This is a genomic window from Paenibacillus glycanilyticus (genome assembly GCF_023715145.1).
In the GTDB taxonomy this organism is placed as follows: domain Bacteria; phylum Bacillota; class Bacilli; order Paenibacillales; family Paenibacillaceae; genus Pristimantibacillus; species Pristimantibacillus glycanilyticus_A.
The window spans coordinates 1-25,906 of sequence record NZ_JAMBNP010000016.1; the positions used below are offsets into that span (position 1 = coordinate 1).

Annotated in this window: 15 protein-coding genes; 9 read left to right on the forward strand and 6 right to left on the reverse strand. The window is 47.2% G+C overall.

From position 1 onward, the window contains the following. Positions 1 to 766: RadC family protein (gene radC, locus M3194_RS27905; RefSeq protein WP_251657401.1), on the reverse strand; the 766-nt coding region annotated here is incomplete at its 3' end. 46 nt (positions 767 to 812) lie between these two features. Continuing rightward, the gene (locus M3194_RS27910) at positions 813 to 1,748 is read right to left on the reverse strand and encodes a DUF932 domain-containing protein (protein ID WP_251657402.1); all 936 of its coding nucleotides are present in this window, start codon (positions 1,746 to 1,748) and stop codon (positions 813 to 815) included. A gap of 250 nt (positions 1,749 to 1,998) precedes the next feature. Here M3194_RS27910 and M3194_RS27915 point away from each other — a divergent pair, with 250 nt between their 5' ends. The 3 genes from M3194_RS27915 to M3194_RS27925 are packed head-to-tail and all read left to right on the forward strand — an operon-like array spanning position 1,999 to position 6,148. Then, complete coding sequence (locus M3194_RS27915; protein ID WP_251657403.1) at positions 1,999 to 2,802, forward strand: hypothetical protein; 804 nt, start codon at positions 1,999 to 2,001, stop codon at positions 2,800 to 2,802. 11 nt (positions 2,803 to 2,813) lie between these two features. Continuing rightward, positions 2,814 to 4,304 carry an McrB family protein gene (locus tag M3194_RS27920; protein ID WP_251657404.1) on the forward strand — a complete coding sequence of 497 codons (1,491 nt, stop codon included), beginning with the start codon at positions 2,814 to 2,816 and terminating at the stop codon, positions 4,302 to 4,304. After that, positions 4,304 to 6,148 carry a DUF2357 domain-containing protein gene (locus M3194_RS27925; protein WP_251657405.1) on the forward strand — a complete coding sequence of 615 codons (1,845 nt, stop codon included), beginning with the start codon at positions 4,304 to 4,306 and terminating at the stop codon, positions 6,146 to 6,148. Before M3194_RS27920 ends, M3194_RS27925 begins: the two co-directional genes overlap by 1 nt. A gap of 154 nt (positions 6,149 to 6,302) precedes the next feature. On the opposite strand, the gene M3194_RS27930 is transcribed toward M3194_RS27925, so the two are convergent. From M3194_RS27930 to M3194_RS27940, 3 genes are all read right to left on the reverse strand, one after another. Continuing rightward, positions 6,303 to 7,334 (reverse strand): DNA methyltransferase, encoded by a 1,032-nt coding sequence (locus M3194_RS27930; protein ID WP_251657406.1) that lies wholly within the window; start codon positions 7,332 to 7,334, stop codon positions 6,303 to 6,305. Continuing rightward, positions 7,318 to 8,391 (reverse strand): DNA adenine methylase, encoded by a 1,074-nt coding sequence (locus M3194_RS27935; RefSeq protein ID WP_251657407.1) that lies wholly within the window; start codon positions 8,389 to 8,391, stop codon positions 7,318 to 7,320. Before M3194_RS27935 ends, M3194_RS27930 begins: the two co-directional genes overlap by 17 nt. A gap of 61 nt (positions 8,392 to 8,452) precedes the next feature. Continuing rightward, positions 8,453 to 8,668 carry a hypothetical protein gene (locus M3194_RS27940; protein ID WP_251657408.1) on the reverse strand — a complete coding sequence of 72 codons (216 nt, stop codon included), beginning with the start codon at positions 8,666 to 8,668 and terminating at the stop codon, positions 8,453 to 8,455. A gap of 488 nt (positions 8,669 to 9,156) precedes the next feature. Between M3194_RS27940 and M3194_RS27945 the strand changes: the two genes are divergently transcribed. Continuing rightward, entirely contained in the window at positions 9,157 to 10,080 is a 924-nt protein-coding gene (locus tag M3194_RS27945) for an HTH domain-containing protein (protein ID WP_251657409.1), read from the forward strand. Between the two features lie 389 nt (positions 10,081 to 10,469). Here M3194_RS27945 and M3194_RS27950 read toward each other — a convergent pair whose 3' ends face one another. After that, positions 10,470 to 16,550, reverse strand: a complete 6,081-nt coding sequence (locus tag M3194_RS27950; RefSeq protein WP_251657410.1) for an S-layer homology domain-containing protein — start codon at positions 16,548 to 16,550, stop codon at positions 10,470 to 10,472. Positions 16,551 to 17,002: 452 nt separating this feature from the next. On the opposite strand from M3194_RS27950, the gene M3194_RS27955 reads away from it, so the two are divergent. The 5 genes from M3194_RS27955 to M3194_RS27975 all read left to right on the forward strand — a co-directional run bounded on the left by M3194_RS27955 (position 17,003) and on the right by M3194_RS27975 (position 25,901). Beyond that, the gene (locus M3194_RS27955) at positions 17,003 to 17,638 is read left to right on the forward strand and encodes a glycoside hydrolase family 11 protein (RefSeq protein ID WP_251657411.1); all 636 of its coding nucleotides are present in this window, start codon (positions 17,003 to 17,005) and stop codon (positions 17,636 to 17,638) included. 104 nt (positions 17,639 to 17,742) lie between these two features. After that, entirely contained in the window at positions 17,743 to 18,645 is a 903-nt protein-coding gene (locus tag M3194_RS27960; RefSeq protein WP_251657412.1) for a formylglycine-generating enzyme family protein, read from the forward strand. 155 nt (positions 18,646 to 18,800) lie between these two features. Then, positions 18,801 to 19,124 (forward strand): nucleoside triphosphate pyrophosphohydrolase, encoded by a 324-nt coding sequence (locus M3194_RS27965; RefSeq protein WP_251657413.1) that lies wholly within the window; start codon positions 18,801 to 18,803, stop codon positions 19,122 to 19,124. A 14-nt stretch (positions 19,125 to 19,138) separates the two neighbouring features. Then, a complete protein-coding gene (locus M3194_RS27970) occupies positions 19,139 to 19,792 on the forward strand; it encodes a M48 family metallopeptidase (protein WP_251657414.1) in 654 nt (217 codons plus the stop codon). Positions 19,793 to 20,060: 268 nt separating this feature from the next. Then, positions 20,061 to 25,901, forward strand: a complete 5,841-nt coding sequence (locus M3194_RS27975; protein ID WP_251657416.1) for a DUF3320 domain-containing protein — start codon at positions 20,061 to 20,063, stop codon at positions 25,899 to 25,901. The last annotated feature ends 5 nt before the right edge of the window (positions 25,902 to 25,906 follow it).

Below are 25,906 nucleotides of genomic sequence, written 5' to 3' on the forward strand. Positions count from 1 at the left end.
GGAGAAGCGTCAGCGTTCGCTTTTGTGAAGGGATGCCAACCATACCTCGTTGATTCGAAGGAATCCCTGAGCAATGGCGATCGGAAGAACATTTCATGCGCAGGCTGCTGTTTAGCCCAAATACAAAAAAAGGGGGTGTCCCATCGTCATCTACATGACTTATGGGACACCCCCGTTCTTTTAAACTGACATACTTATGATGGCCGATTACAATATGATCCAGCACTTCGATTCCAATAATCGTTCCGGCATCTGTCAAACGTTTTGTAATTGCACCATCCTCCGGACTTGGATCGGGATTTCCGCTAGGATGGTTGTGAATACATATTATCGATGCACAATTGCGTTTAATGGCTGGACGAAACACTTCTCTTGGATGAACGATACAAGCGTTGAGGCATCCAATTGATATGAGTTCTTTTGCAATGACTCTATTCTTTGAATCAAGCATTAATATAACAAAGTGCTCTACTTTCAAATAACGCATCTCAGGTTCGGCTAGTTTAAAGACATCTTCAGGACACTGGATCTTATAAACGGGAGGAGGGGATATCGATAGTGTTTGTGCAAATTTTAAAGCTGCAAGGATCTGGCGTGCCTTTGTTTTTCCAATCCCATTTATTGAAATAAGCTCTTGTTCTGTTACATCGATCAGCTCCTCAGGAGTAGGAAACCGAGTGAAGATTTCTTCAATAATGTAGCTGGTAGGGTTTTCGCGAATTGAATTTGCTAACCAATATTTTAATTCGTGGGGTGTACCTTTCATAAAGAAAACAGACTCCTTTATTGATTTTATTTGAATAAGTAATGAATCAGGCTGAAGCCAATATCAACTCATAAGCCTTGTCGATAATCGGATTTCCCTCCATAGTGCGTAAGAACAAGTTCTCCTGATAGGAAGTTGTTTCCCGTAGTGGCTTGGCGTGAATGGCAAAGTCCGACACAGCATTAATAAATCGATAACCATTCTTATCGACCTGAGTTAAATCAGGTGCTTCAAAATACCGTTCAGTCAGATCATTTCGCAATTGTTTAACATTCCTCAATTGAAGATTCGTTGCTTTGTCGGGTATAGGAAGAAGTGTCTCAATGTACTCCTGAACTTTGTGATCTGGGGTTCTAATCGTATGAAGTCGTTCGAATTCGACTCCGAGCTTGTCCATATACAATTCTGCGTAGAGCAAAGTCTTTTTGGCTTCATCTAATTTGGATTGAATGTTACCTGTATGAATCGTCGTCCAAATCCTTTTGGCACTGCTAAGGGCCAGATTTAAAGTATTCTGACATACGATGCGAACAGGAGTCATTGCGACTTTAATGCTACCGCTTCCGTCATGACTATTTGAGAACACCATATACGGAGATATGTGGTCCCCGGCAATGACGTAGCTCTCAGGCAATTTGGCGAGAAGCCATATCTTTTTGCCGTTTTGTAAGCTACCCGCTGTTTCGAACCGTACACCTTTGCCAAGCAACTCATCTGCGAAAGCAAACGCTTCATGGTTCTGGACAATTTTATATCTGTCCGAAACTACACCGAGCAGCCGATGATCGGCTGCTCGGATATTTGCTTTATAACCTGGGATTTCAACAAGATCTTCAGTTTGAATTGATTTCTGAATGACTGTCCAATCTAGTCCGGCTGCGCTTAGAGCATCATTTGCAGTAAGTGCGTGTTCTACTCGAATTCCGAGCCCATGCCATGGTGCTTCTCTTACGTAAAACATTGATTCGACATTTGCTGGCATCGTATCATCTCCATTCTTATTAAGTATCATGGGTATAATATAGAAATGACCATTTTAGTTTTACGATAGAAAGATATATCAACTTTCTAAGTATGCATCGAGAGATAAACAATCAGTGCATGCAATACGGTTTTGACAGGAAAATTACTAAAAGTGTGAAAAGAGGTGTTTATTAAAAATTTGACATGTAGTTTTTTTTGTGATTTGACGGTACAATATATGGAAATAAAACTCTCGGAGGTTATTCGGGTTGCCTATTACTGAATTAAGATATATATTCTCAGACTATAATTTAGCGGATCTGCATGTTCCTCCTTGGAAGCAATATAGCATTCATATTCATGAGTCTAGTTTACGTACGGTGGATTTAGTTGAGCAGAAAATGATACATCTTCTTGGAGGGGGGACCTATACTAGAAATCAAGTTTGGGTAGATTTACAGGGGGTTTATGGTTTCGCAGACGGTGTGGGTAGTATTAACGCATTAGGTCATGATTTTTTAGCTTTTGCAGCTACAGCTCCTAATAGTTTCTCCAAGGAGTTATGGATATATCGAGAGCATTCCCGAGCAACATCGGATACCCTGAAAAGTACATTCGTGAGAAGAAACAATAATTTGCATATATTTCTAAAACATATTTCTGGTCAGTATTCTAGAAAACTGTTTGACGGATCCTATGAAAGCGATAAGGCTCTTGCGTTTGCTGAACATCTAATTCCATTTCCAAAAAGTATAACTAGGTTATTTCATTTATCCTGGGCACAAATTGTTTCTTTGACAAACCGATCAGATACTAATATTGATTCACTTATTTCACGGTTACACCCAACCCATGATAATCTATTGATAAGCTTGTTGACACGAATAAAAACATACAATAGAGAAGAGAGCAGAAGAAGGATAGCAATTACTTCAATCATGCTGATTCCTATTATCGAGCGTATAAATGCAAGAGGATATTCCCCTTCGAATGTGGTTTATCCTTTTAATAAATTCTTCAATGTTCAAGAAGTTAATATCCAATTACAATCGCTAGGATACACCATTTATTAGGAGGTTTTGGTTTGTCACTTCAGACACATTTAACCGGTACCCAGCTTCTCTTCGACCCTCAAAACGTTTTGGACCTATTCATATCTTTAAAAACTTCTCCTTTAGTGATTTTTACAGGCGTTTCAGGCAGTGGTAAAACTAAATTGGCCCAAAGTTTAGTGGAGTATTTCTGCATTCCTACAGCTGTTGCAGCTCCAACTGGTATCACACCTCACGTAAGTGTCGAAAATCACAGATATAAATTCGTATCAGTTAGACCGGATTGGCTAGATAATAAAGGATTATTGGGCTACTATAACCCCTTGACTGGCGTTTATTACAGCACCCCTATATTAGAATTGCTAATGGATGCCCATCATGAACCAACAGAACCTTTTTTCATAGTTCTAGATGAGATGAATTTGGCGAAAGCTGAATATTATTTCGCTGATTTCTTAAGTGTACTAGAGAGTAGAAGATTTTCTGCAGTTACAGGGCAGTGGGAGTCTGAGGAGATCGATCTTCACAGAGCTGGTCAAAGAGTACTGGCGAAAATTTATACAAGCGATGCATTTCGAATTGCGGCAGTAGGAAGAATGCCGGTCAATGATGATGAGTTTGTTTTGGTTACTCCTTCTGGTGAAAGGGAGTATTTTGTACCTGAAAAAATACAGATCCCACCGAATGTTTATGTGATTGGTACTGTTAATATCGATGAAACAACTTACAGGTTTAGCCCAAAAATCATAGATAGGGCACATGTAATTGAGATGAATGGTGCAGAAATAATCAACTACTTTCATAGCCTGAGACCAGTAGCCGCTCCAGCTGCTGCTCCAGCTGCTGCTCCAGCTGCTGCTCCAGCTGCTGCTCCAGCTGCTGCTCCAGCTGCTGCTCCAGCTGCTGCTCCAGCTGCTGCTCCAGCTGCTGCTCCAGCCGCTGCTCCAGCCGCTGCTCCAGTTCTTATTTCAAATTATAGTAGTATTCATTTCACGGTCGAAGATCTATCACATAACAGAAATTACCAATCACCGAGAACAGAGGCCTCCATTTTGTTCGATCCACTAAACTTTCGTGGTGGGGAGAACATAGTTGAAGTCTCAATGAGTCAAATATGGGGTATTCTAAATAATACGCCATTTCGTTTTAGTTACAGAACCATTAATAGGGTTCTACAATTCGTTGGAAATGGGATTGATTTGATTAGCAATAGTGGATTAGCTCCTACATATGACGATGTAGTAGATTGTTTGGATAGTAGCTTCACACTAAAGATTTTGCCAAGGATTCATGGACAGAGACGCCAAATTGAAACGTTATTAACCAACCTTTTATATTTTTGCAATGCGACATTTTCGACAACAGATTATGATGAAATTATTAATGCTAAAACTATTCCAAGACTTCATTCAACTATTACAAATCCGTTGTTTACATCTACCGATTATAGGTTCCCTAGAACCGCCAAAGCCACACATAAAGTTTTACATTCATTGAATAATAATTATGGGAGTTTTATCTAATGACGGATTGGTTTCAAGTTAATCATTTGGAATCAAACGTAGGCCAAGTGAAAATAAAGTTTTTTGTACAAAATAATCCGGTAGTCATTCAGGAAACATTAGAAATGTATTATCACGGATATATAATTAAGTTATACGGATCTTATACTGATAAACAGACCGAAGCTGCCCATTATCCTTTAATTTATAAAGATTCACAATTCATAAATGAGCTTCAAGCTTTAGAAAACGAATCATATCGCCTGGAAATTGCACATCCTGGGGTTCAGAATCTGAAGGTAATGTCAAAGTTGCATAATGAATCACCAACATCATTGCGTAAAGAGATCTATGTCAATCCAAATGTGACAGCTAATTTTGTTAATTGGAGATCGTATGTTGGTAAGGAATATTTAAGAGTTACATGGGACACTTTTTCCAGTTGGCAAATTCCTATCGAAGTTAGAGCAAGTAAGGTAGATTACTTTGCTGATTACAAAACAATGGTTGAAGAAATAACAGCTTCAATTTCGAATATAATTTGGAATGAGAAGTCGATGACCAGTTTAAACGCTGCGAAAAAGAATGCAAAATCTAAGAGATCTCAACTTGAGGACTTTTTCTTTATTAAAGCGGCGATGATGCCTGACCGAATTCCGTCTTATTTGCAAATAATTGAGTCTTCCCCTGTAACAGATTTGCTATACGAACGAAGAGTTAAATCAATAGGTGAAGTAAGTAATCTAGATTATAGAAGCTTGATATCGATTGCTTCAAACCCAGATTTTCTTATTACGCATGCCAACACAGCGATACCTACCATACCTGGTCTACTTAACCGTTTACCAACCGATGTTGAAGAAAAGTTTAATCGATTGACCTTTGATACGCCAGAAAACCAATTCGTAAAGTATTGGATGATTGAAATCAGCAATCGATTGGATGAAATTGAGAAATTTTATGATGACGATACATTTATTGGCTTTGATTCTAAACTGATTAATGCAGAAATTAGGCATTTGTTGGCTCACCCGATGTTTAATGAAGTTTCTAATGTACAATACCCAGAGACTAGTAGTTTGTCGCTAAGAAGACGAGCGGGCTATGCTGAGATGTTCGAATTGTACGAGAAGTTTTCTGAGATGTCCGATCTGGATTTAGATGACCTGGTGAACTTATTATTCCATCGACAAATAAAACCGGTATATGAGATTTACGAATTATGGGTGTTATTTGAATTGATCGAAATTCTAAAATCAATTGCAACAGGAACTGTTCAATATAGTTATGGCAAAGGCAAAGCACCAATTACTGCAGTAAAAATACCGTTCCACTCTCTTATGTTGGAATTGAACTATCAAACAGTTATTGAACCTGAAATATCAAATAAACCGCTAACTTCTTTTTCTCTTAGAATGGACCCAGATTTTAGATTAACGGTGTTCGATGGTTCAAAATTACTAGGGGGGATTGTTCTTGACGCTAAGTACAAATTCAAATCAGTAAACGAGATTATGAATAGAGAACTTTTGGAAGAAGAAGGGGAAGGAGATAACGTCTCCTCAATCCGTAAAGTAAAACGAATTGATTTGTTAATGATGCATGCCTATAAAGATTCGATTAGAGAAGTTTCTGGAGCATATGTGCTACTCCCTAGTCAAGAACTTAATGGGACTAGATGGTTTGAAAAACAAGGGGAGGTATTGCCTTCGGTTGGTGCGTTACCCTTATATCCATTTTCACTATCTACTTCCGTTAGAGATACGCAGCGAAATGAGATAAAAGCTCATCTATTAGAGATTATCGATGTATTAAAAAATAGAAAAGCAAGAAGAAGAGCATTAATATACAAAAAGAAACCTTAACAAATAAAGGATGAACATTTTTTTGAAAGATAACGAAGTAATTTATTAAAAAAATACAGAAGAGCCGTTCAAGCCATTTCATAGGCTATGAGAGCGGTTCTTCTGCATTATTATTAATTCTGATAACAATAACAAAGGCCTTAAATCAGGTATCCTAAGTTTCTTTTCTAAATATCAGTATATACTGATGCATTTGATGCATCACGTAAGCATAAGGATATCCGAAAGGAAACAAATCATTTGCTTGATCATACCAGATTTTAACACCGCGGTATACAAGCCCAGGTATTGTAGACAGTGTATTAATTATATCGGCATGTAAAATGTTTGGGGACCCTGGTTTGGGCTGAAGGTCTTTGCAAAAAACAACGGCATATTTTCCAACAGCAAGTCGATTAACAGCTAGTTGCATGATGTCTCTGAATCTAATAAGAAAATCGTTATACTCTAGGTTTCCAAGATCTCTTTGATCATCAGTATATGGGGATGGATCAGATTTACCGTAAAACTTCATTTTTTGTCCAGTTTTCTTTTTTTTCATCATATCTGCATAAGGAGGATCGGTAATAATCATACTGAACTCTCTATTCAATAGTTCATTATTAGAGGCTAGGACCTCCAAGGAGTCACCCTGAATCGTACTCTCTATTGGTAAATTTTCTGCTACGCATGCTTGTTGGTATGCGTCTAAATACACACCATTTAGATCGATTCCTACTCCGTGCCGGGGTGTTTCACAAATAGATCCACCGATTAAGCTCCCACCAACACCTACAAATGGATCGAGTATCCATTGATCACCTTTGGTGAAGAAGGAAATGATATCTCTCATTAACTGTGGTGGCTTTGGAGAAGGATGAATTTTTCTAAGGTCAAAGCTCTTCCCATCTCGTATAGTTGGAGGGTAGGCTTGAATTAATACACTATTTAAAAAGAAGGTCCACTCCCTACCCGTTAAGTCATTTAAATTGTTTCTTTTGTCGAATATTCCACGTTCCCCTAAATCTATACCATTTTTTCCGGGGGCTTTACTCTTGTTCCTTCCTTTGCTCTTTTCTGTTCTCCAGAATGGTGCTTCAACGGTAGTTCCATCCGCCTCTCCGGTAGTTTCAATAATAGATTCAATATTCTCGCAATCAAGTTGGTCATTTTCTATTGTTTTTGTAATACTATTGGTATTTAACATAATATAATCTCTCCTTAACATCAGGACCTTTTGAGTTCCCATTATTACTTTTATAACGTCTAAATTGGATATCCTTGAATTCAACCGAACCTTTTGTTGAAAGAATCTTGATAATCTCCTCATGACTAATTAGTCCATCTGCATTATAACTTAGAAACAAATGACGGCAGCGTATGTTATTTACTAATTCAAGCAAAGCTGGGGCTGCTTTGTCACGATAACAAAAGGGGGAACTTGTGGCCCCCCAAGGCCTTAAGCCTGTCTTTCCTTTAACATCAGGCTCATCGCCTACTGCAATGGTTTCGAGAATATGGTAATAAGCGCCGTAGTGTCTCCACGTGTACGGTGGATCTAGGTATACGATGTCGGACTGAATACGTTTTGCTAATTCTAGAGCGTCTTCTTTGAATATCTTGTTTTTATTCTTTATTTGCTGTGAATTCAATTGGACCCTTTCCAATTTAATATCATTTAACGCACGCTTGTCCCATTCTTTTAGGAATGCACCATAGGTCCCCGCTATATTTGCAATTTTGTTCGTAGCACTTAAAAGGGACGCAAGTAGCAAACACTCTTCATACTCGTCAATCAGCATTGTATTCTTCCACTCGCTTATTAATGAACGGATGCCATCGATTTTTGCGGCATTAATACCAGTAAAGAATAGTCTGTGATTGAGTTGTTCTCTTGTACCTTCATCAGAATATTCTCGATATATGAACCCCTGCAAAGGTTCAGAATGATTTAGGTGATCTAGAATAATGTCATAGTTATCGGCGAATAAATTAACTGGCTTTACAAGTATCCTGTTAGATTGCAACAACTTTTCAAAGAGGGGTCTATCAGGACTTAATAAGCCTGCTTTAGCCCATATAGTACAATAAGATAAATTGTCATTTGCAATAATCTCATAGTTTTTTTCGTTGAAGTGTTTAGAAACAACAGCAGTTCCGCAAAATAGATCTGCGAAGGTATTACAATTATCTTTGTTTGTTTTACTTTCTATTTCAGCAGAAATAAATCCTATCAGCCTCTCTTTTGATCCTATATACCTCAAAATAAACCACCTTATTTATTAGAATGAATACACAAGAAGTAATTAAAACTAGATTTTCTTATTATATATTTTCTTGTGATAAATAGCTGTTTTCGTTTTTCTCAGCAATTAAAAAATGTTCATTTAGAGAGTGAAGGTTTTTTGTAACATAAGATGAAGCCATATTTACGAACCATTCTTTTAGTGTGGTTTCATTTTTTTCTAATACTAAATATAAATTTCTTTTTAGGGCAGTATCAATTTCTAATACTACCCTTCCAGATTTTCCCCTAGCCATATTATACCCCTCCTATGTTACATATGTTATGTATGTAATATAGCACGAAGAAAGAGACATATCAACAAAAATAAGAACGTATATTCTGGCTGCAGATTGAGCATGCTTAAATTTATTTAATGGGCATAAAGGAAAAACATTTAAATTTGGTGGAAAATTTTGCTGCGAATTTCAGGGAAGCTATATTCTTACGAAGTATCTCAGAATGGATATATAGTTATCTGTTGGGTTTTGAGAGGATTTCGAACTCTTTTATTGAATTATGGAAAATGACTTAATGACTTATGTAGGCGAGTCCAATTCCAGTAAGGTCTAAACTTGAGTTTCCTATGTTGTCGAACGAGGTCGGCGCAGAAACTGATACGCTAGGCAAGGCTCACCCCTCGCAGGTCTAAAGGAAACGTTTCCAATATAGGGTTGGGCTACTAGAACTGTTGATGGATCTATTGAAGGACGCAGGCGGGCATTACTGACTCATGGAGGAAATCATGAAACTAACATTTTTGACGGCAAGCGAAAAAGTCTTGACGGAAGAGCAAAAGCCACTAACAGCTAAGGAGATTTGGCAAGCTATTCTAACTCGTGGTTATGAACAATCACTTCAGACTCAAGGGAAAACCCCATGGAAGACGATCGAATCCCAAATTCACGTGAACATGGTGAACCATCAGAATACTATATTTACAAAAGTAGGTTCAGGCCCTGTTCGGTTTGCGCTTAAAACGTTTGCCGAGCCAGCTCTCCATTATCAGGAACCAGATGAGCCGGTACTGGTTACGCCGAAATTCAACTTCATCGAGCGAGAACTGCATCTATTTCTCGCCTATTATGCATTTACACACCTGAAGACGATTACAGAGACGGTTTATCACGAAAAGTCAACGAAGAAATCCGGCAGTGGTGAATGGCTGCATCCTGACATGGTAGGTGTCGTGTACCCAGAATGGCGGGACGAGGTAAAGGACTTGTCAAAGGCGATCGGCACAAGATCGCTGCGCCTCGTGTCCTTTGAATTGAAGCGTGAATTAAACCGGCTGAATCTTCGCGAATCGTTCTTTCAGGCGGTATCTAATTCTTCCTGGGCTAATGAAGGTTACCTGGTTGCGGCTGTTATCGAAAATGATGACGAGTTCCAAAGCGATCTCAAGCGTCTGTCCAATGCCTTTGGAATTGGTATTTTGCGGCTCAATCCAAAAGATCCGGACAACTCTGAAATGCTTTTTCCCGCTCGGATGAAACAGGAAATCGATTGGGAAACAGTGAATGTTATGTGTAGCAAGAATCCCGATTTTCGCGACTTCGTGGTTCGTGTCCAAAAAGACTTTTTGGGCAATGAGGTTCACACCGCAAAGTACGACCCAATACTTACCATCGAGGAACTAACCGAAAAAAGCGAGAAGTGGAACATTTAATGTGTTATTGGCTTCCCTCAAAAGTTCATTCAATAGTTCCCGGCGCATAATGCTTAAGGAGATTGAACCATTCATAGCTTGGTGGAGATTAAGGTATCCTCAATTTACGAACTAATTTAGTGGCTTCTGTGATTGGGGACGAAATGGGGACGAAAGCTATCATTTTCGATAGAACAGCAACCAAACGCAGCAACACTAGAGTTGAGAAAATACTTATAAATCAAGGATTTAGCATACCACGATGGATGGCAATCAAATAAGCAATGTTCCCGCATACGGAACATGTATACGTTTTGTTCGGCAATTACTATTTTTATGTAATAGCAGATGGCTATCACTTCAGAATAAATTGGATGCCACTTCCTGATGAAGTGGCATCCAATTTATTTCTACAATAGCTTAATCAAATTCTTCATCACCTGCGCGCCTTCAGCGCGGGTCATAAGGTCTTGCGGAGCAAACAAATTACTGTTGCGGCCTTTAATCAAGCCAAGCTCCTGCGCAAGTCCGGCAGCATTTTGTGCCCAAGCACTGATTCTGCTACCATCCGCAAATGTTGCAGCACCATTCGCAACATCCGCCTGTTTACCCTTCACATACTCATAAGCCCGAACGGCCATGATGGCCATTTCTTCACGGGTAATGGCATCGTTAGGTGCGAACATATTGGAGCTACGACCCATTACGATACTAGCTTTGCTAACTGCCCCAATGTAGCCGGCGTACCAAGCATCGGCTTTCACATCGAGGAAGGTAGCGGATCCATCGACTACTTCGAGCCCTAGTGCCCGAGCAATCATAGCGGCAAATTCGGCACGAGTGACAATGCCTTCTGGATTAAACAGAGTGTCGCTGACACCAGTGACAATGTGCTTGGCAGCCATTTGCTGAATGACATCATGTGCCCAGAAGGCTGGGCTGAGGTCGGTGAACGACTTGTCGTATTCCAGCACGGCATATCGCGAGAAGTGCTTAACATAAGTTGTCATCACTCCATCTGATAATGTGCCGCCAACATATCGCAAAGCTCCGTTCGCTGCGATGTAGTACACGCCAAGCAGATCAGTTTTCGCATTTGGATCAACGGTGAATGTAAGCTTCAATGGCTTCTCGAATGCTGATACCGGCACGACTGCACCATCTGCTCCGATAACCGACAAGCTTAAATCATAGACCGTGCTTGCTATTGTCAGCTTTACTGTACCATTAACAGCTTTGTTGTTAATAAAATTATTCATTTCACTGTTCGGCACCTTAACGGCAGTGAAGCTGATTTTTGCTCCAGATGCTTGCACACCTGTTACAACACCAATGATCCCGGCCAGATCATCCTTCGTAAACGAAATAGTCATGCCATCCATAACAAGCTTCAAGGTGTTGTTGCCCACAAGCTGAACGACATTGCTAGGGAACTGAACCGTATTCTTACCATTAGCTACAGTGACAGTAATCGTACCCGAAACCGCATTTTGCAGATCTGCACTCGTCAGAACCTGTGTAGTTGCAGGAACTGTTGGTTCAGATGGCGTTGGATTGGTTACGACTGGCGGCTGTACCCGCTCCGCTACAATAACCGTTCTAGTTACTTCATCGGCAGCATTACCGGCAGCATCAGATACGTTGTAGTGAAAGGTGTAAGTGCCAGCGACGGAAGTATCCAGCGTTGTGCCGTCATTGACGTTGTTCGTAATGGTCGTCACAATCTGGTCGGTAATATCTCCATCGCGATCGTCAGATGCGGTAGCCCCAGCATCTGTGTAGCTAGCTCCATTCGCCAGATTAACAGTGGCATCGCCAAGTAACGTGATAACTGGCTTAACTATATCCGGATCCTCGCTCACAACAACAGTTCTAGTCACTTCATCCGCTGCATTGCCCGCAGCATCACTCACGTTGTAGTGGAAGGTGTAAGTACCGGCCACGGAAGTATCTAGTGTAGCTTCGTCATTCACGTCGTTCGTAATCGTCGTAACGATACTTCCAGTAAGGTCGCCATCCCAATCATCCTGTGCTGTAGCGCCCGCATCGGTATATTCGGCGCCGATTGGCAGGTTAACGACGGCATCTCCGTTCAAGGAGATAACCGGTTTAATGGTATCTTTTGCTGCAATAACTCCCTCAGAAGCCGCAGTATCTTTCGCAAGTCCCTTCGACAATTGAATGGTAAAGCTGAAGCTGCCGTTGTTATCTTCGGTTGCGGCCTGGAAGGCATCCAGCGTAATGCTATCAACGGAAGCGCCGGTTGCACTTAACCCATCCAAGCCCTGGATCGCATCCTCAAGCCATGCCTTCACTTCATCCTCCGAGTTTGCCGTCACTTTCTTGACTGTATAATTACCCGCTTCAATAATGCTCTTCACAGTCTCGAGAGCCTGCACATCCGCAGGGTCCGCAATCCGTTTCGCAACACCAAGATAGCTAATTAATGCTGCTTGGTTGCCGGTATACGTGTTGTTAATCGAATAAGTGACCGTGCTGTCGACAGGCAGGGTGAAATCATAGGTCACCGTTGTGCCGTCAGCTCCAGGGATAAGACCGGTACGTACAGGCAATGTGACATTATTGTTGTCTTCATCCTTGTAGCTCAAGGTCATATCCATCGTCCTGTTTGTGTTATTCCACCAGTCGCGATGGAAGGAAGTAATGGTATAGTCGCCTGCGGCTAATGGAAGGACGTAGCCGAGCGGGTTGTTCATGGTGTCGGAGCCGTAAACCCCGGTCTGGCTTTTATCGGTTGCAACGACTGCACCTGTAAGAGTCTTATACTTGTAGTTCGCATCGGTAGGCGTATGGCCCCAGACGGTATCGCCAGTGGAAGGCTGATCGGCTGCATTATTAAGCAGAGCATCTCCCACTAAAGCTTTGATGACATTATACGGTGGCGTTGTTGTGCTCTCCGATACTCCAGGATCAAGGAAATAGATTAGGTTGTCAGGAACAACTTCGACCTGCACGTTAATGGACAGATGGATGCCGCCGACAATTTCACCGGTCACTTGTACGCTGGAGTATGGCGTATTGAAGCGCTCCGGCGTGTTGTTCAGCCAATGAACCGCTGCGTCCGCATCCGTTGTTCCGTCCGCCAGCGTGACTTTTACGGTATCCGGAAGTCCCGTAACGGCTTGGCCGGCTCGAGTTGCTACCATCGTTGGGTACGTACCCGTGACGGCCACCGGTTGTGTCCGCAGCTTAAGTGCGCCGGATACATCCTTCAAATTGTTCAAGGCAAGGTCTACTTTATATTGCGTAGCCGCTTCGTCGGCCAGAACCGCTTGCGCAGCTTCCAATGCCGCCGTAAAAGCTTCCCATTCCGTTGGCATGTAATCCGCTTCTGAATATCCGCTGACTTCAGTGATGAAGTCGGCGAGAGCAGCCTTGGATACCGTTCCGTATACCTCTCCCAAAATATCGATCGCATCGATGGAGAAGCTGCCGTCCTTCACGGCGACTCTCAGCGTATGAGGGCCGTAGCTTAAGCCTTCATAGGAATACGAGTCCGTCCGATTGACCGTAGCGGCAGGAATCGCAGCGTTAGTTCCTACAAGCTTATCGTCCACAGCAACATCAATCGTTGCTGCTCCGGTATCGCCTACGAGACGGAATCCGGTACCCGTAAACGGCAGTTCAAAAGAAGTCGGATCCGCTGCACCCGCGGTTACGACGGCTTTCTCAATGGATAGGAAGTTGCCGCTGCCGGATGCCGCGGCGGTTTTGACGATTTTGACATTATGCACGCCAGGCGCAAGGCCGCTGATCTGATAGATAAGCTGGCTGCTGCTGTTATTGTCGTAGGCTTTGCTCGTAACAACTCTCTTCGAAGCGTCATGATTATAGCCCGTTCCAAAATCGTCCAAGTACACGTCCATCCGGACAACCGCGTTGGTGCCTTGCCCTTGGCCGTATACGGAAACGCCGGTCCCGTTAAAGGTGAGGGAGGCATAGCTGCCCGTCTCGCCGGCCCATGCATTGGTGCTGTTCGAGCTCCAGGCTGCGGTATTGCCTTCGTTCTTCACCATATACCAACGGTTCAACGTACCTTCTATCTTGGAGGTGCTGCTGAACATAATGCTTGTTCCGCTGGTGGAGATCGTCCGGTTCAACCGGCCTGCGCCGCCGGATAAGCTATGCGCCCACGGGAAGCTGCCCTCGTGATAAGTCACGCGGGAATCCAGATCATCGACCCGCTCCGTTGCGTAAGGCACATAACCGTTAACGGCTTCAACCTTCAGGTTGTCGAAAACGGATTGCTTCAGGCTCGTTTGAATCATCACCTGACCGGAGAGCGGAGCCCCGCTGGCCGTGTCGTTGTAGGTGGTTACAACCTTGCCGTCAAGGGATGCGGTGATAAATTGGCTGGTCCCTTTAATCGAAATACGGTGCCATTTGGAAGCATCGAACCCTGTTAAAGTGCCGCTTGCAACCGTTGCGGTTAAGCGGATCAGGCGCCATGTTCCATCGGTGTAAACTCGGAATTTATAACCGGACTCCGAATCGGAGGTGGTGCCGTTCAACTTATGGCGCATGCCGATCGCGACATAGTTATCACCAGTATGGGTTGGGTCCTGATCCATCTTGAAGTCGATGGAGGTCTCATAGTTCGCCCAGCGTTCATCGCCAAGCACCGTATACGAGAATGGCGTTGTCGCCCAAGTGCCCGGCTTGTTGCCGGAGTAGATCATCTGCTTCATGCCGTTGGAACCGTCCTGGCCGATGCCCGGATAGACCTCGAAGGCACCGCCTTGGTCGGCGGTATAACGAGGCGTGCCGCCGCGGCGCTCGATATAGCTGAGACCATTGCTGTCCGCCGGATAATCGGCGTATTCGAAATCATCCTCGTACAGGACGGCCGGATTGCTTCCGTCAACATCCAGCACGGATTGCTTCGGAATATCGTTATTGCGTGTGTATGGCGTGCGCGGATTGCCCGTATTCGGGTTTACCGTCGTGCTTGTCACGCTGACCATGGAATGCGGTTTGACCGTAAGGGTATACGAATACACGTCTCCATTATCGGTTGAAGCAAGGTTAGTAAGCTGCTTGTACCAGTTGGCGTCATAAGCCTGACCGGCGTCGGCTCCGCGTGTTTCCCATACCTGAAGCGGGTTTCCGGCATTGGCGATATTTTTCTTCACGTCGAATTGGTACTCGGCTACCCGATCGCTGTCATTAACCATCACGACGGAGAAGTCCTTCTTATCCGGACTGACAAAAGCAAGGCGGTTATATTCCGCTCCGGCCGCATTGCCTTCCATCTCGCTGTTGCCGCGGCTGCCAATGACGCCAAGGCTTGCGTTCGGAATATACATCCAGTCATTGGCGGCGAATTGCGTAAACTGCATCACCGTCTGGATACCCACGTCTGGAACATAGTAGCCGGACCATGGATCTCTTGCTCCGATCAGCTCTTTGCTGCTATACGGAGCACCGCTGTAGAACGCGCCAATCGCGGGCTGGAACATGTAATGCGTTCGTTTGCCCTGCGTGTACATGCCGATAAAGCGGCCTGCCACGTCCAGCGCGCTGGCGACGCCGCCGAATTTTTCATCCGAATTGGCACGGTACTTGGCGAATGTCTGAGGCGCTACGCCTTCACTGTACCAGACTTCCTTCTGGTTCTGCTCGTTGACCTTCAAGTAGTCGGCGCTGGTTGCCATGTTATAGTGATAAGCCATTACGTCCACGGCATTCATCAGATCCGGGTCCGCGAGCATGCGGGTTGGGATGTTGAGGGAAGCATTTTCGTCGGAAGCGATAATCTTGATCTTGTCATAGTTAGGGAACTCCGCATCGCTGCGCATGCGGTTGGCGAACCACTTGATGAAGTTCACGTTAGGAGTGCCGGTCTCGTTGCGGTCCGGGTTAATGTAGTCGAGGTCGTAGCCGTAGGTGTTATGAATGGCGATAGCGGTATCCTTGTACCACTTGTACATTCTCTCGTAAGCGGTTAGTGTAGCGGGCTGGGAAGGGTCGGTATTGCCGTCGCTCCAGGGCTGTACCCAGCCTGGCTGCGTCCAGCGGAGGATGCTGACTTTGATGTCGGGATTGATCGTCTTGGCATCGGCTGCGAATAGGTAGCCGGCTCCTCGGCGAACATTGGCTTCTTCATCAGCCGACCGCTTGGTAGCGGGCTCGGTACCGGAGGAGGTATTGGAGTCGTTGCCCATCTCAATCTTAATATCGTTGATGCCAGCGCCGGAGTCTGGATTGAATAAGAGATTCATCATTTCCCAATACTGGTCGGGATGCTCTTCCTTATAATCCAGCAGCAGGCGGGAGGTATTGTTGGCGGACACAAGGCCGTAGCCTTTGAACGTATTGGCAGGGTTGGTATCGGCGGCTTCGCCGTCAATGGTAACCACGGTTGGCGCCGATTCGGCGGCAGCAGACGGGGCAGCGGAGATCAGTGGTATAGCGAGAACAAGCGCTAGAACAAATGAAAGGCTTTTTTGAAGCGGATTGCTTATCTTCATTACCTGCTCACTCCTTAATGGACGATGGTCATGCTGTAAGGTGTCTCGTCTAAGATGTGATGGTGAATGCGTATGCCAAGCAATGGCTCGCTGATGTTCCCCCTTCCGTATTCGATTACGCCGCTTTATTATAGAAAAGTTTGGAAGCGTATTCATCCAATTAATTTTACATGTAATGAAACTATCTTTACCTCTTGCAGAAGTGCCCCAAAAAATAAAAATACTTACATACAAGTTAAATCCAAGGGGGATAACCCTTTAATTTGATCCTTATTATGAAAGCGTTTTCTCTCTATAATCTTGTTCAGAAGGAGGTGGCAGCCGAGGCTTAGCAGAGAGGGTCAGACACAATAACAATCTACTTCATAGAGAATCAGCGCGCAGAGATGATTCACGTTAAGTCGTAGGTACAATGTTGTGACAAGCCATATCAAAATCCCAGGAGGTAGATTATGTTTAAGTTGAAAAAGAAGGTTATGACAGCAGTACTGGCAGCATCCATGAGTATCGGTTTATTCGCGGCAACGGCAAATGCGGCAACAGACTACTGGCAGAACTGGACGGACGGCGGCGGAACGGTGAACGCGGTTAACGGTTCCGGCGGCAACTACAGCGTGAATTGGTCGAATACCGGCAACTTCGTAGTAGGCAAAGGCTGGAATACCGGCTCCGCATCCCGGGTAATCAACTATAACGCGGGTGTATGGGCGCCAAGCGGTAACGGCTATCTGACCCTTTATGGATGGACAAGAAACTCTCTGATCGAATATTACGTGGTAGACAGCTGGGGTACTTACCGGCCTACCGGTACTTATAAAGGAACAGTGAGCAGCGACGGCGGCACCTACGACATCTACACCACGCAACGCGTCAACGCCCCTTCCATTGATGGAACGGCTACCTTCACGCAGTACTGGAGCGTACGTCAATCGAAGAGAGCAACCGGCAGCAACGTCGCCATCACCTTCAGCAACCACGTTAACGCTTGGAAGAGCAAAGGCATGAACCTGGGCAGCAGCTGGTCCTACCAGGTGCTCGCAACTGAAGGCTACCAAAGCAGCGGCAGCTCGAACGTAACGGTGTGGTAATTCAAGTTGCCCATTATTGAAAATTTCATTTAGCTATTGTAAAGGCCGGCCGGTCTCCCAGACGGCGGCCTTCCCTATTTCCATCGTTTAAAGGAGATAACGTTATGAGAAAGCTCGTTACCTGCTCTCTATTAGCAGCCATGGTTGTTATCGGCGCTTGTTCGCAAGGTGAGCCGAAGCAACAGACGGAAGCAGCTGCCGCCGTTAAACAGACTGCTGCAAAACAACCTGCCGAGGTCGGCAGCAAGGATGGCTTTGTGTTGGTGAAAGGCGGCGCTTTCGTAAATACCAAATCCAGCTACTATGGCAAAGCTCTGACGCTGCCCGACTTCTATATCGGCAAATATGAGGTCACGCAGCAAGAATGGGTCGACGTCATGGGGAGCAACCCTTCCCAATTCCAAGGTCCCAAGCTGCCGGTGGAGATGGTGAGCTGGTATGATGTCATCGAGTACTGCAATGCGAGAAGCATGCGAGAAGGCTTAAAGCCTTTTTATAGCATAGACAAGATTACGAAAGACCCGAATAACAAGAGCGAGAATGATCAGCTCAAATGGAGCGTGACCATCAACGAAGGAGCAAACGGTTACCGGCTGCCAACGGATGCGGAATGGGAGTACGCCGCAAGCGGGGGACAGCTAAGCCAAAGCTTCACCTATAGCGGGAGCAATAATATTAATGAAATTGCGTGGTACTGGAGAAATGCCGGGGAGAAGTATTTGGACGGAGACTGGACCTGGCCCGCGATCGAGAATAACCATGATACGACGAAATTAATCGGCATCAAGAAGCCGAACGAGCTGGGTCTTTATGATATGACAGGCAATGTGCGGGAATGGTGCTGGGACTGGTACGTAGGCGAGGATGTGCCGCAAGGCGCTCTAAGAGTGGTCAAAGGCGGCGGCTGGATTGGCGACGTTGGCAGCGCCGAGTCTGCTTACCGGGGTAAGTTCGAGCCAAACGGCTTTGGACCGGATCAAGGCTTTCGTCTAGTTCGCGGGGAGTAAGCTGGTGGCAACCACATATACAGGTACAATCGAAAAAGCACATCGCATCGGGAGCGCGGTTCGAGAAGAACCGGCGTCTTATGCGATGTGCTTTAGGTTGTTAATCGGACGGATTTTGTTACACTAGAAATAGTGAAGAAGGAGATGGTTCCTCGATGCCGGTCTACAATAAATTGGTTCGCGATCTGGTTCCTCAGGTAATAGAAGCTACGGGGAAAGAATGCCGTACCCGCATTCTGGAAGAGAGCGAGTATGCGGATGCCTTAAGGATGAAGCTCAAGGAAGAGGCTGAAGAATACCTCTCCGCACAGAATCAGCGGGAATCGCTTGAAGAGCTGGCGGATTTGCTCGAGGTTATTCGCGCGCTGGCTGCAACGCATGGTGCCTCTTGGGAGCAGCTTGAAGCGATAAGAGCGAAGAAGGCTGAAGCGCGAGGCGGCTTTCAAGATAAAGTCTATTTAATCGATGTCGATGACTAGGAATGATGGTGACTATGAAGGTACAACTAGACAATGAAACGATAGACATTAACGTCCTCTACGGCGTGCGGAAGAAGCTTGCTATCCAGATGGATTCCATGGGGCATATCACGGTCAGCGCGCCCAATCATACAAGTGATGAGGTCATTGAGCGAGCGGTGAAGCAGCATGAGAGGGAAATTCTGCGCAGGCTGCAGGCCATAGCGAAAGCGCAGAACGCGCCAAAGGTAAGAGAGTACCAGGAAGAGGGCAAGTTCCTTCATCTTGGGAAGTATTATGCTCTTCAGGAGCTGATTGAGACGGAAGGTCTGACGGAGGAGGAGCTGAAGCTTAATCTCCGAAAGTTCTATTTTGCCAGCTGCAAGAAGGTTATTGCCGAACGGATCAAGCCGTATCAGGCGATGCTGAAGGCGAAGCCCAAATCGATTGATATCGTTGAGTCAGCGACCAAGTGGGGAAGCTGCAGCTCCAGCAAAAAGCTCACCTTCAACTACCGTCTGGCGATGGCGCCGCTGGAAGTGATCGATTATGTCATCATCCATGAGCTCTGCCATCTTACGCATATGAATCACGACCGTTCCTTCTGGCGTCTTCTCGGAAGCATCATGCCTGACTACAAAGACAAGGAAGCGTATCTGGCGCGGCACGGGCATGCGATGACGCTGTAATGGCCATGTTTTTGTATATAGACATGAATGTGCAGGGCATCCCGTATAATATAAGAGAATATTGGTTATGAGGGAGAGAGGAGACTCTCTCTTTTTTATGCTTGAATCGGTGTCGAATTTAGCAGAATTAATAATCCTTTAGTGCTATGATAAATCTATTGACAGATTGATAGAAACGTAAAGCCACATTCTTACGAAGGATGAATCATCGCCTATAGCTCAAACTTGGCTATTCTTGTGATCGTTCATGTTAGGAGGTACGAAGCCTTTGGATAATAAACGCATATCCTGCGACTGGTCCTACAGCGAGATTGTCAATTATGGCATTCAGCAGAATCATGTGCCGGTCGTCAGATCGATAGAGATACATAATCAATCGGAAGAGGAGCTGCGCGACTTTACGGTCCGCATCACTTCCGAGCCGGATTTTGCCTATGAGTGTAGCAAAACCTACGGCCATCTGCCCGCCGGTCAATCGCTGAATCTGGGAACGATTAACCTGCAGATGTCGGCGACCTTCCTGGCTAATCAGTCCGAGCGTTTAACCGGAACCCTCACTTTACAGGTTCTCCAGGGAGATTCGGAGATTTACCGCGAGCGGGGAAGCATCTCGGTATTAGCCTTCGACGAGTGGAGCGGCCTTGCCGTGCTGCCGGAGCTGACGGCTGCTTTTGTCATGCCGAATCATCATCATATTGCGCAGGTCGTTCGGGAAGCGGCGGATATTTTGGCCAAATGGACAGGAAGCTCCTCGTTCACCGCTTATCAGAGCAAGGATCCGAACAAGGTGCGGACGCAAGCCGCGGCGATTTATGCGGCCCTGCAGAACCGCAGGATCGCTTACTGCGTAGCTCCTCCAAGCTTTGAGGCGATTGGTCAGCGCGTCCGTCTGCCGGAGACGATCTTTGCGCATCGGATGGGCAATTGCCTGGATTTGTCTCTCCTCTATGCGGCCTGTCTGGAGGCAGTTGGGCTGCATCCGCTGCTCGTCTTTACGAAAGGGCATGCCTTCGCCGGCTTATGGCTGGAGGAAGAGACCTTTGCGGAAAGCGTGCAGGATGATATCTCCGTTATAACCAAGCGAATCTCGGCGGGGATGAATCAAATCTGCGTCGTGGAGGCTACGGCCTTCGTTGAAGGCGAGACGGTAAGCTTTGACCAGGCGGTTGTACTTGCGGAAAAGCATCTGCTCGACCCCGATCAATTCGACTGCGCCCTGGATATCCGAAGAGCGCGCTCTGCGGCGGTGCGTCCGCTTCCGATTCGAACGGCTACGCCCGAAGGCTGGATCATTGAACAGCCGGCAGGTACGCCAGCTGAACAGGATGCAGCAGCACCGGGGCTTGTTGATGTGTTCGAAAAACCGCTCGAAGTAGAGGCCTTGGCGCAATCCCCGAGGCAGAAGTTATGGGAACGCAGGCTGCTTGATCTGACGCTCCGAAATTCGCTGCTTAACTTCCGCCTGTCCAAATCCAGTATTCCGGTCATTACGGCTCAATTAGGAGATCTGGAGGATGCGCTGGCCGACGGCGAAGAGTTCCAGCTGCTTGCCAAGCCAAATGACTGGCAGAATAACGGCCGGAATGCGGATTTGTACCAGAGCATCCATAATGATCATCCCTTTGCCCAGCTCTTAAGAGAAGAGTTCAACCGGAAGCGTCTGCGCGTCGATCTGGATGCCCTTGAGCTGGAGAGAAGAATGGTGCATCTGTACCGTTCGGCCAGAGTCTCCCTAGAGGAAAATGGTGCAAACACGCTGTATCTCGCGCTTGGCCTCCTGAAATGGTATGAGACTCCCGTCAGCGAGCTGCCTCGTTATGCGCCAATTGCCCTCGTTCCGGTCGATATTATCCGGAAGTCCTCCCGTCAGGGCTATGTGATCCGGGCAAGAGACGAAGAGCCGCAGATGAATATTACGCTGCTGGAGATGCTGAAGCAGGATTACGGCATCGGCATTGACGGGCTTGATCCTCTCCCGAGAGATGAGAAGGGAATTGCCCTCAAGCAGGTGTTCCACGTCTTCCGGCATGCCCTGATTCAGGTGCCAAGGTGGGACATTGAAGAAACAGCTTATCTGGGCTTGTTCTCCTTCGGCCAATTTGTCATGTGGAATGATATCCGCACGCATGCCGATAAGCTTGCCCACAATAAAATCGTTGCCAGTCTGATGGAAGGCCAGCTGAAATGGCAGGAGCAGCCGGAGGAGACAGCATCGCTTGATCTTGATCATCCGACCCGCTTATCGATTCCGATCAGCGCCGATTCCTCCCAATTGTCGGCGATTCGTGCCGCAGGGGCCGGTCAAAGCTTTGTGCTTCATGGTCCGCCGGGGACGGGCAAATCCCAGACGATTACGAATATGATTGCCAATGCGCTCTCGCAAGGGAAGCGGGTCTTGTTCGTCGCGGAGAAGATGGCGGCCTTATCCGTCGTACAGCGCAGGCTAGAGCAGATTGGACTTGGTCCGTTTTGCCTGGAGCTGCATTCCAATAAAAGCACGAAGAAATCCGTTCTGGATCAATTAGCGGCTGCCATTGAGGCGAAGAAAATTCCGGCATCCGAAGCCTGGAGCAGTCAGGCGGACCGCTTGTTCCAGCTCCGTAGCGAGCTGAACGGCTATGTGTCTGCCCTTCATCATAAGCATCCCTTCGGCATGACTTTATTTGAAGCGATCTCGGGGTACGAACAGGCAGGCGAGGCTCCTGTTGTTGTTCATTTCAATGATGCGACAATAGAAGCACTGACTCCGGATAAGCTGATGGTCTGGAAGGATCTCGCGGCGCGTCTGCAAATCGCGGGAGCGGAGTCTGGCGAGCCGCATCTGCATCCATGGAGCGATTCGGATCTCACCACTTATACGCAGGCGTTAAAATCAGAAGCGGATCAGCTGCTGAAGCGTTATATTCCGTTGTTGGCTCACCAGCGTGATGCTCTTAGCCAAGCGGCCGGACGCTTCAAGCTGGACACCGCTAATCTCGGCTATCTCCAGCAACAGATACTTGTTCAGCTCTGCGAGCTAGCGAGCCGTGCTCCGGAGATCAAGCCCGCCTTGCTGCAGGCAGCGGATCTGGAGGAAGCTTTGGCACAAGTGAGGGCAACGGCCGAGCAGGGCAGACGAAGAGATCAGCTTCGGGCGAAGGTAATCGCGAGATTTACGCCGGAAGTAACCAGACTGGATGCGAAATCGGTTCTAGCCGAATGGGATCGGGCAGAGCTGCAATGGTTCCTGCCGAGATGGTCCGGGCAAAAACGCATTCTTAAAAAGCTGAAGGGTCTTGCTGCAAGCGCATCGGCTCTGTCGAAGGATCAGGTTAAACCGGCTTTGGTTGAGCTAACCGCTTGGCAGGAGGAAGAGTCGAAGCTGAAGGAGATGAAGGGAAAAGCCGCCTCTTATCTGGGTCAGACGTGGGCAGACTCGGAGGAAGGCAAATGGGAGGAGCTTGTATCCGCCTGCGATTGGTCAGAGAAGCTTCAGGCTCTGTTAGTCCAATGGTTCGGCAACCGCACCACCGCGAATTCATCCAGGCAGCAAATGACCGATGTTCTCCTTGACGGTCGTCATGATCAGGCGCAGCTGACCTTACTGCGGAGTATTGGAAGTCTTGATCAGCAGATCAAGGCGGATGAGAGCGAGCTTGCGCGTCTGCTGAGCATTCCTTTCGAGAAGCTGCGGACAACACAGAGGGCTGGCGAATGGCTGGTATTTATCGCGGATAAGGCGAGGCTGTGGTCCAGTCATATCGACCGGCTGCGCGAATGGAGCACATGGCGCAGAGTCCGCGCGGAAGCGGTAGAAGCGGATCTGCAGTCACTTATTAGCCCGTATGAGGAAGGCCAGCTCGGTAATGCTCAGCTTATCGCCGCATTTGAGAGAGGGCTGTATAGATCAATTGCCAACTATATCATTGCAAGAGATAAAAGTCTGCTCGCGTTCTCGGGCAAATTGTTCGAAGACACGATAACGCGCTTCCGGGCAGCGGATGAGCAGTATTTGACCTTAACCCAGCAGGAGATTGCAGCGCGCTTATCGGCCAAAATCCCGCAAATGTCGGTGGAAGCCGCTCAAAGCTCGGAGGCCGGAATTCTCCAGCGGGCCATCCGAAGCGGGGGGAGAAATCTCTCCATCCGCAAGCTGTTTGAGACCATTCCGAATCTGCTGCCAAGGCTGACGCCTTGCATGCTGATGAGCCCGATCTCGGCCGCGCAGTATTTGGATCCGAATGGCGCCAAGTTTGATCTCGTTATCTTCGACGAAGCGTCCCAGGTACCTACGGCACAGGCGGTTGGCGCGCTTGCGAGAGGTCATCAGGCTGTTATCGTAGGCGATCCGAAGCAGCTGCCGCCAACAAGCTTCTTCTCTAAGAATTCGACTGAAACGGATGAGGAAGAAGCGCTGCAGGATATGGAAAGCATTCTGGATGATTGCCTCGCGTTAGGCATGCCGGAGCGGCATCTGACCTGGCATTACCGGAGCCGGCATGAGAGCCTAATTGCCTTCAGCAATGCGCATTATTACGAGAATAAGCTGATGACCTTCCCGTCTCCGGATGAGCCTGTCTCCAGCGTGACCTTGATACCCGTGGAAGGCTATTACGACCGCGGCCGTTCGAAGCAGAACCGGGCGGAAGGCGAAGCGGTTGTAGCGGAGATGATCCGCAGAGTCAAGGATCCGGTATTGCGCCAGCGCAGCATCGGGGTCGTAACCTTCAGCTCCGTTCAGCAAACGTTAATAGAAGATTTGCTGGAAGAGGCGATGAAGCAGGATCAAGAGCTGGACCTGTTATTCGCGCAGCTGCCGGAGCCGATCTTCGTGAAGAACCTGGAGAACGTGCAAGGGGATGAGCGCGATGTCATCCTGTTCTCCGTGGGTTACGGACCGGATGCAACCGGCAAGATCAATCTGAACTTTGGACCTTTGAACCGGCAAGGCGGCTGGCGCCGCCTGAACGTCGCGGTATCCCGCGCAAGGCATGAGATGCTGGTCTATTCGACGTTGATGTCCCATCACCTGAATGCCAGCCGAATCAGCGCGCAAGGCGTGCTTGGCTTGAAGGCCTTCCTCGATTACGCGGAAAAAGGGCAGCGTGCGCTGCCGGCAGGCGCTTCGTCTGAGCAAATCTCGCTGGCGTCCAATCTTCACCGGAGCTTGGCTGCCGAGCTGAAGGCGCTTGGCTATGAGACGGAGCAGCAGGTAGGCGCATCGGGTTACCGTATTGATGTTGGGGTGCTTGATCCCGTAAACAAAGGGCAATATGTGCTTGGCATCTTGCTCGACGGACCGATGTACCGGGATGCGGGAGCGGCTCGCGACAGGGACATCCTGCGGGAGCAGGTGCTGGGGCAGCTTGGATGGAATCTCGTTCGTGTCTGGAGCCCGGAATGGTGGGAGAACAAAGGCAATGTGATCCGCCAGATTGTTGATGCGATTCAGAACGCCAAGGCAAGATCGCATAAGGTCGAACCTATTGCCGTGCCAATGGCAGCGATTCATTCTGAGCCTGTTGTGCAAGTGCAATCCATCGCAGCTGTAGCAGAACAGCCGGGCAAGTCGGATGTTTTAACCTACCTGCCTAGCCGGCTTGAACCCGTCTCGCTCGGAACGGAGATGTTCTACTCCCCGGCCTCCACGGAGCTGATTCTTGGACAGATCAGGCAGGTGGTCCGCGAGGAAGGGCCGATCAGCCGCAGCTTGCTGGCGAAGCGGGTGTTGCAGGCTTGGGGCATTACCCGGCTTGGCGCGAAGCTGGATCAGCGTCTAACCGATCTTATTGCCAGACTGAAGCCGCTGGAGAGCGTCTCGGACGGTGCCGTATTCTACTGGCCGGAAGGCTCGGAGCCTTCCCGTTATGATCTATTCCGCGTTGCGACCGATGAGGCAAGGCGGACGGCGGAGGAATTGCCGGCGGAAGAAATCGCGGCTGCGGTTAAGGCCGTTCTTGCTTCGCAAATCAGCCTGCCGCAAGAAGATCTGGTTAAGCAGGTCCTGAGACTGCTAGGCTACGCAAGATCAGGCAATGCCCTTGACCGTGTTATCAGAAACGGCGTCCAGAAAGCGATCGAGCTGGAGTACGTGCAATCCGATGAGCAGAAACGTATTGTTTTGAAATAGGGGGA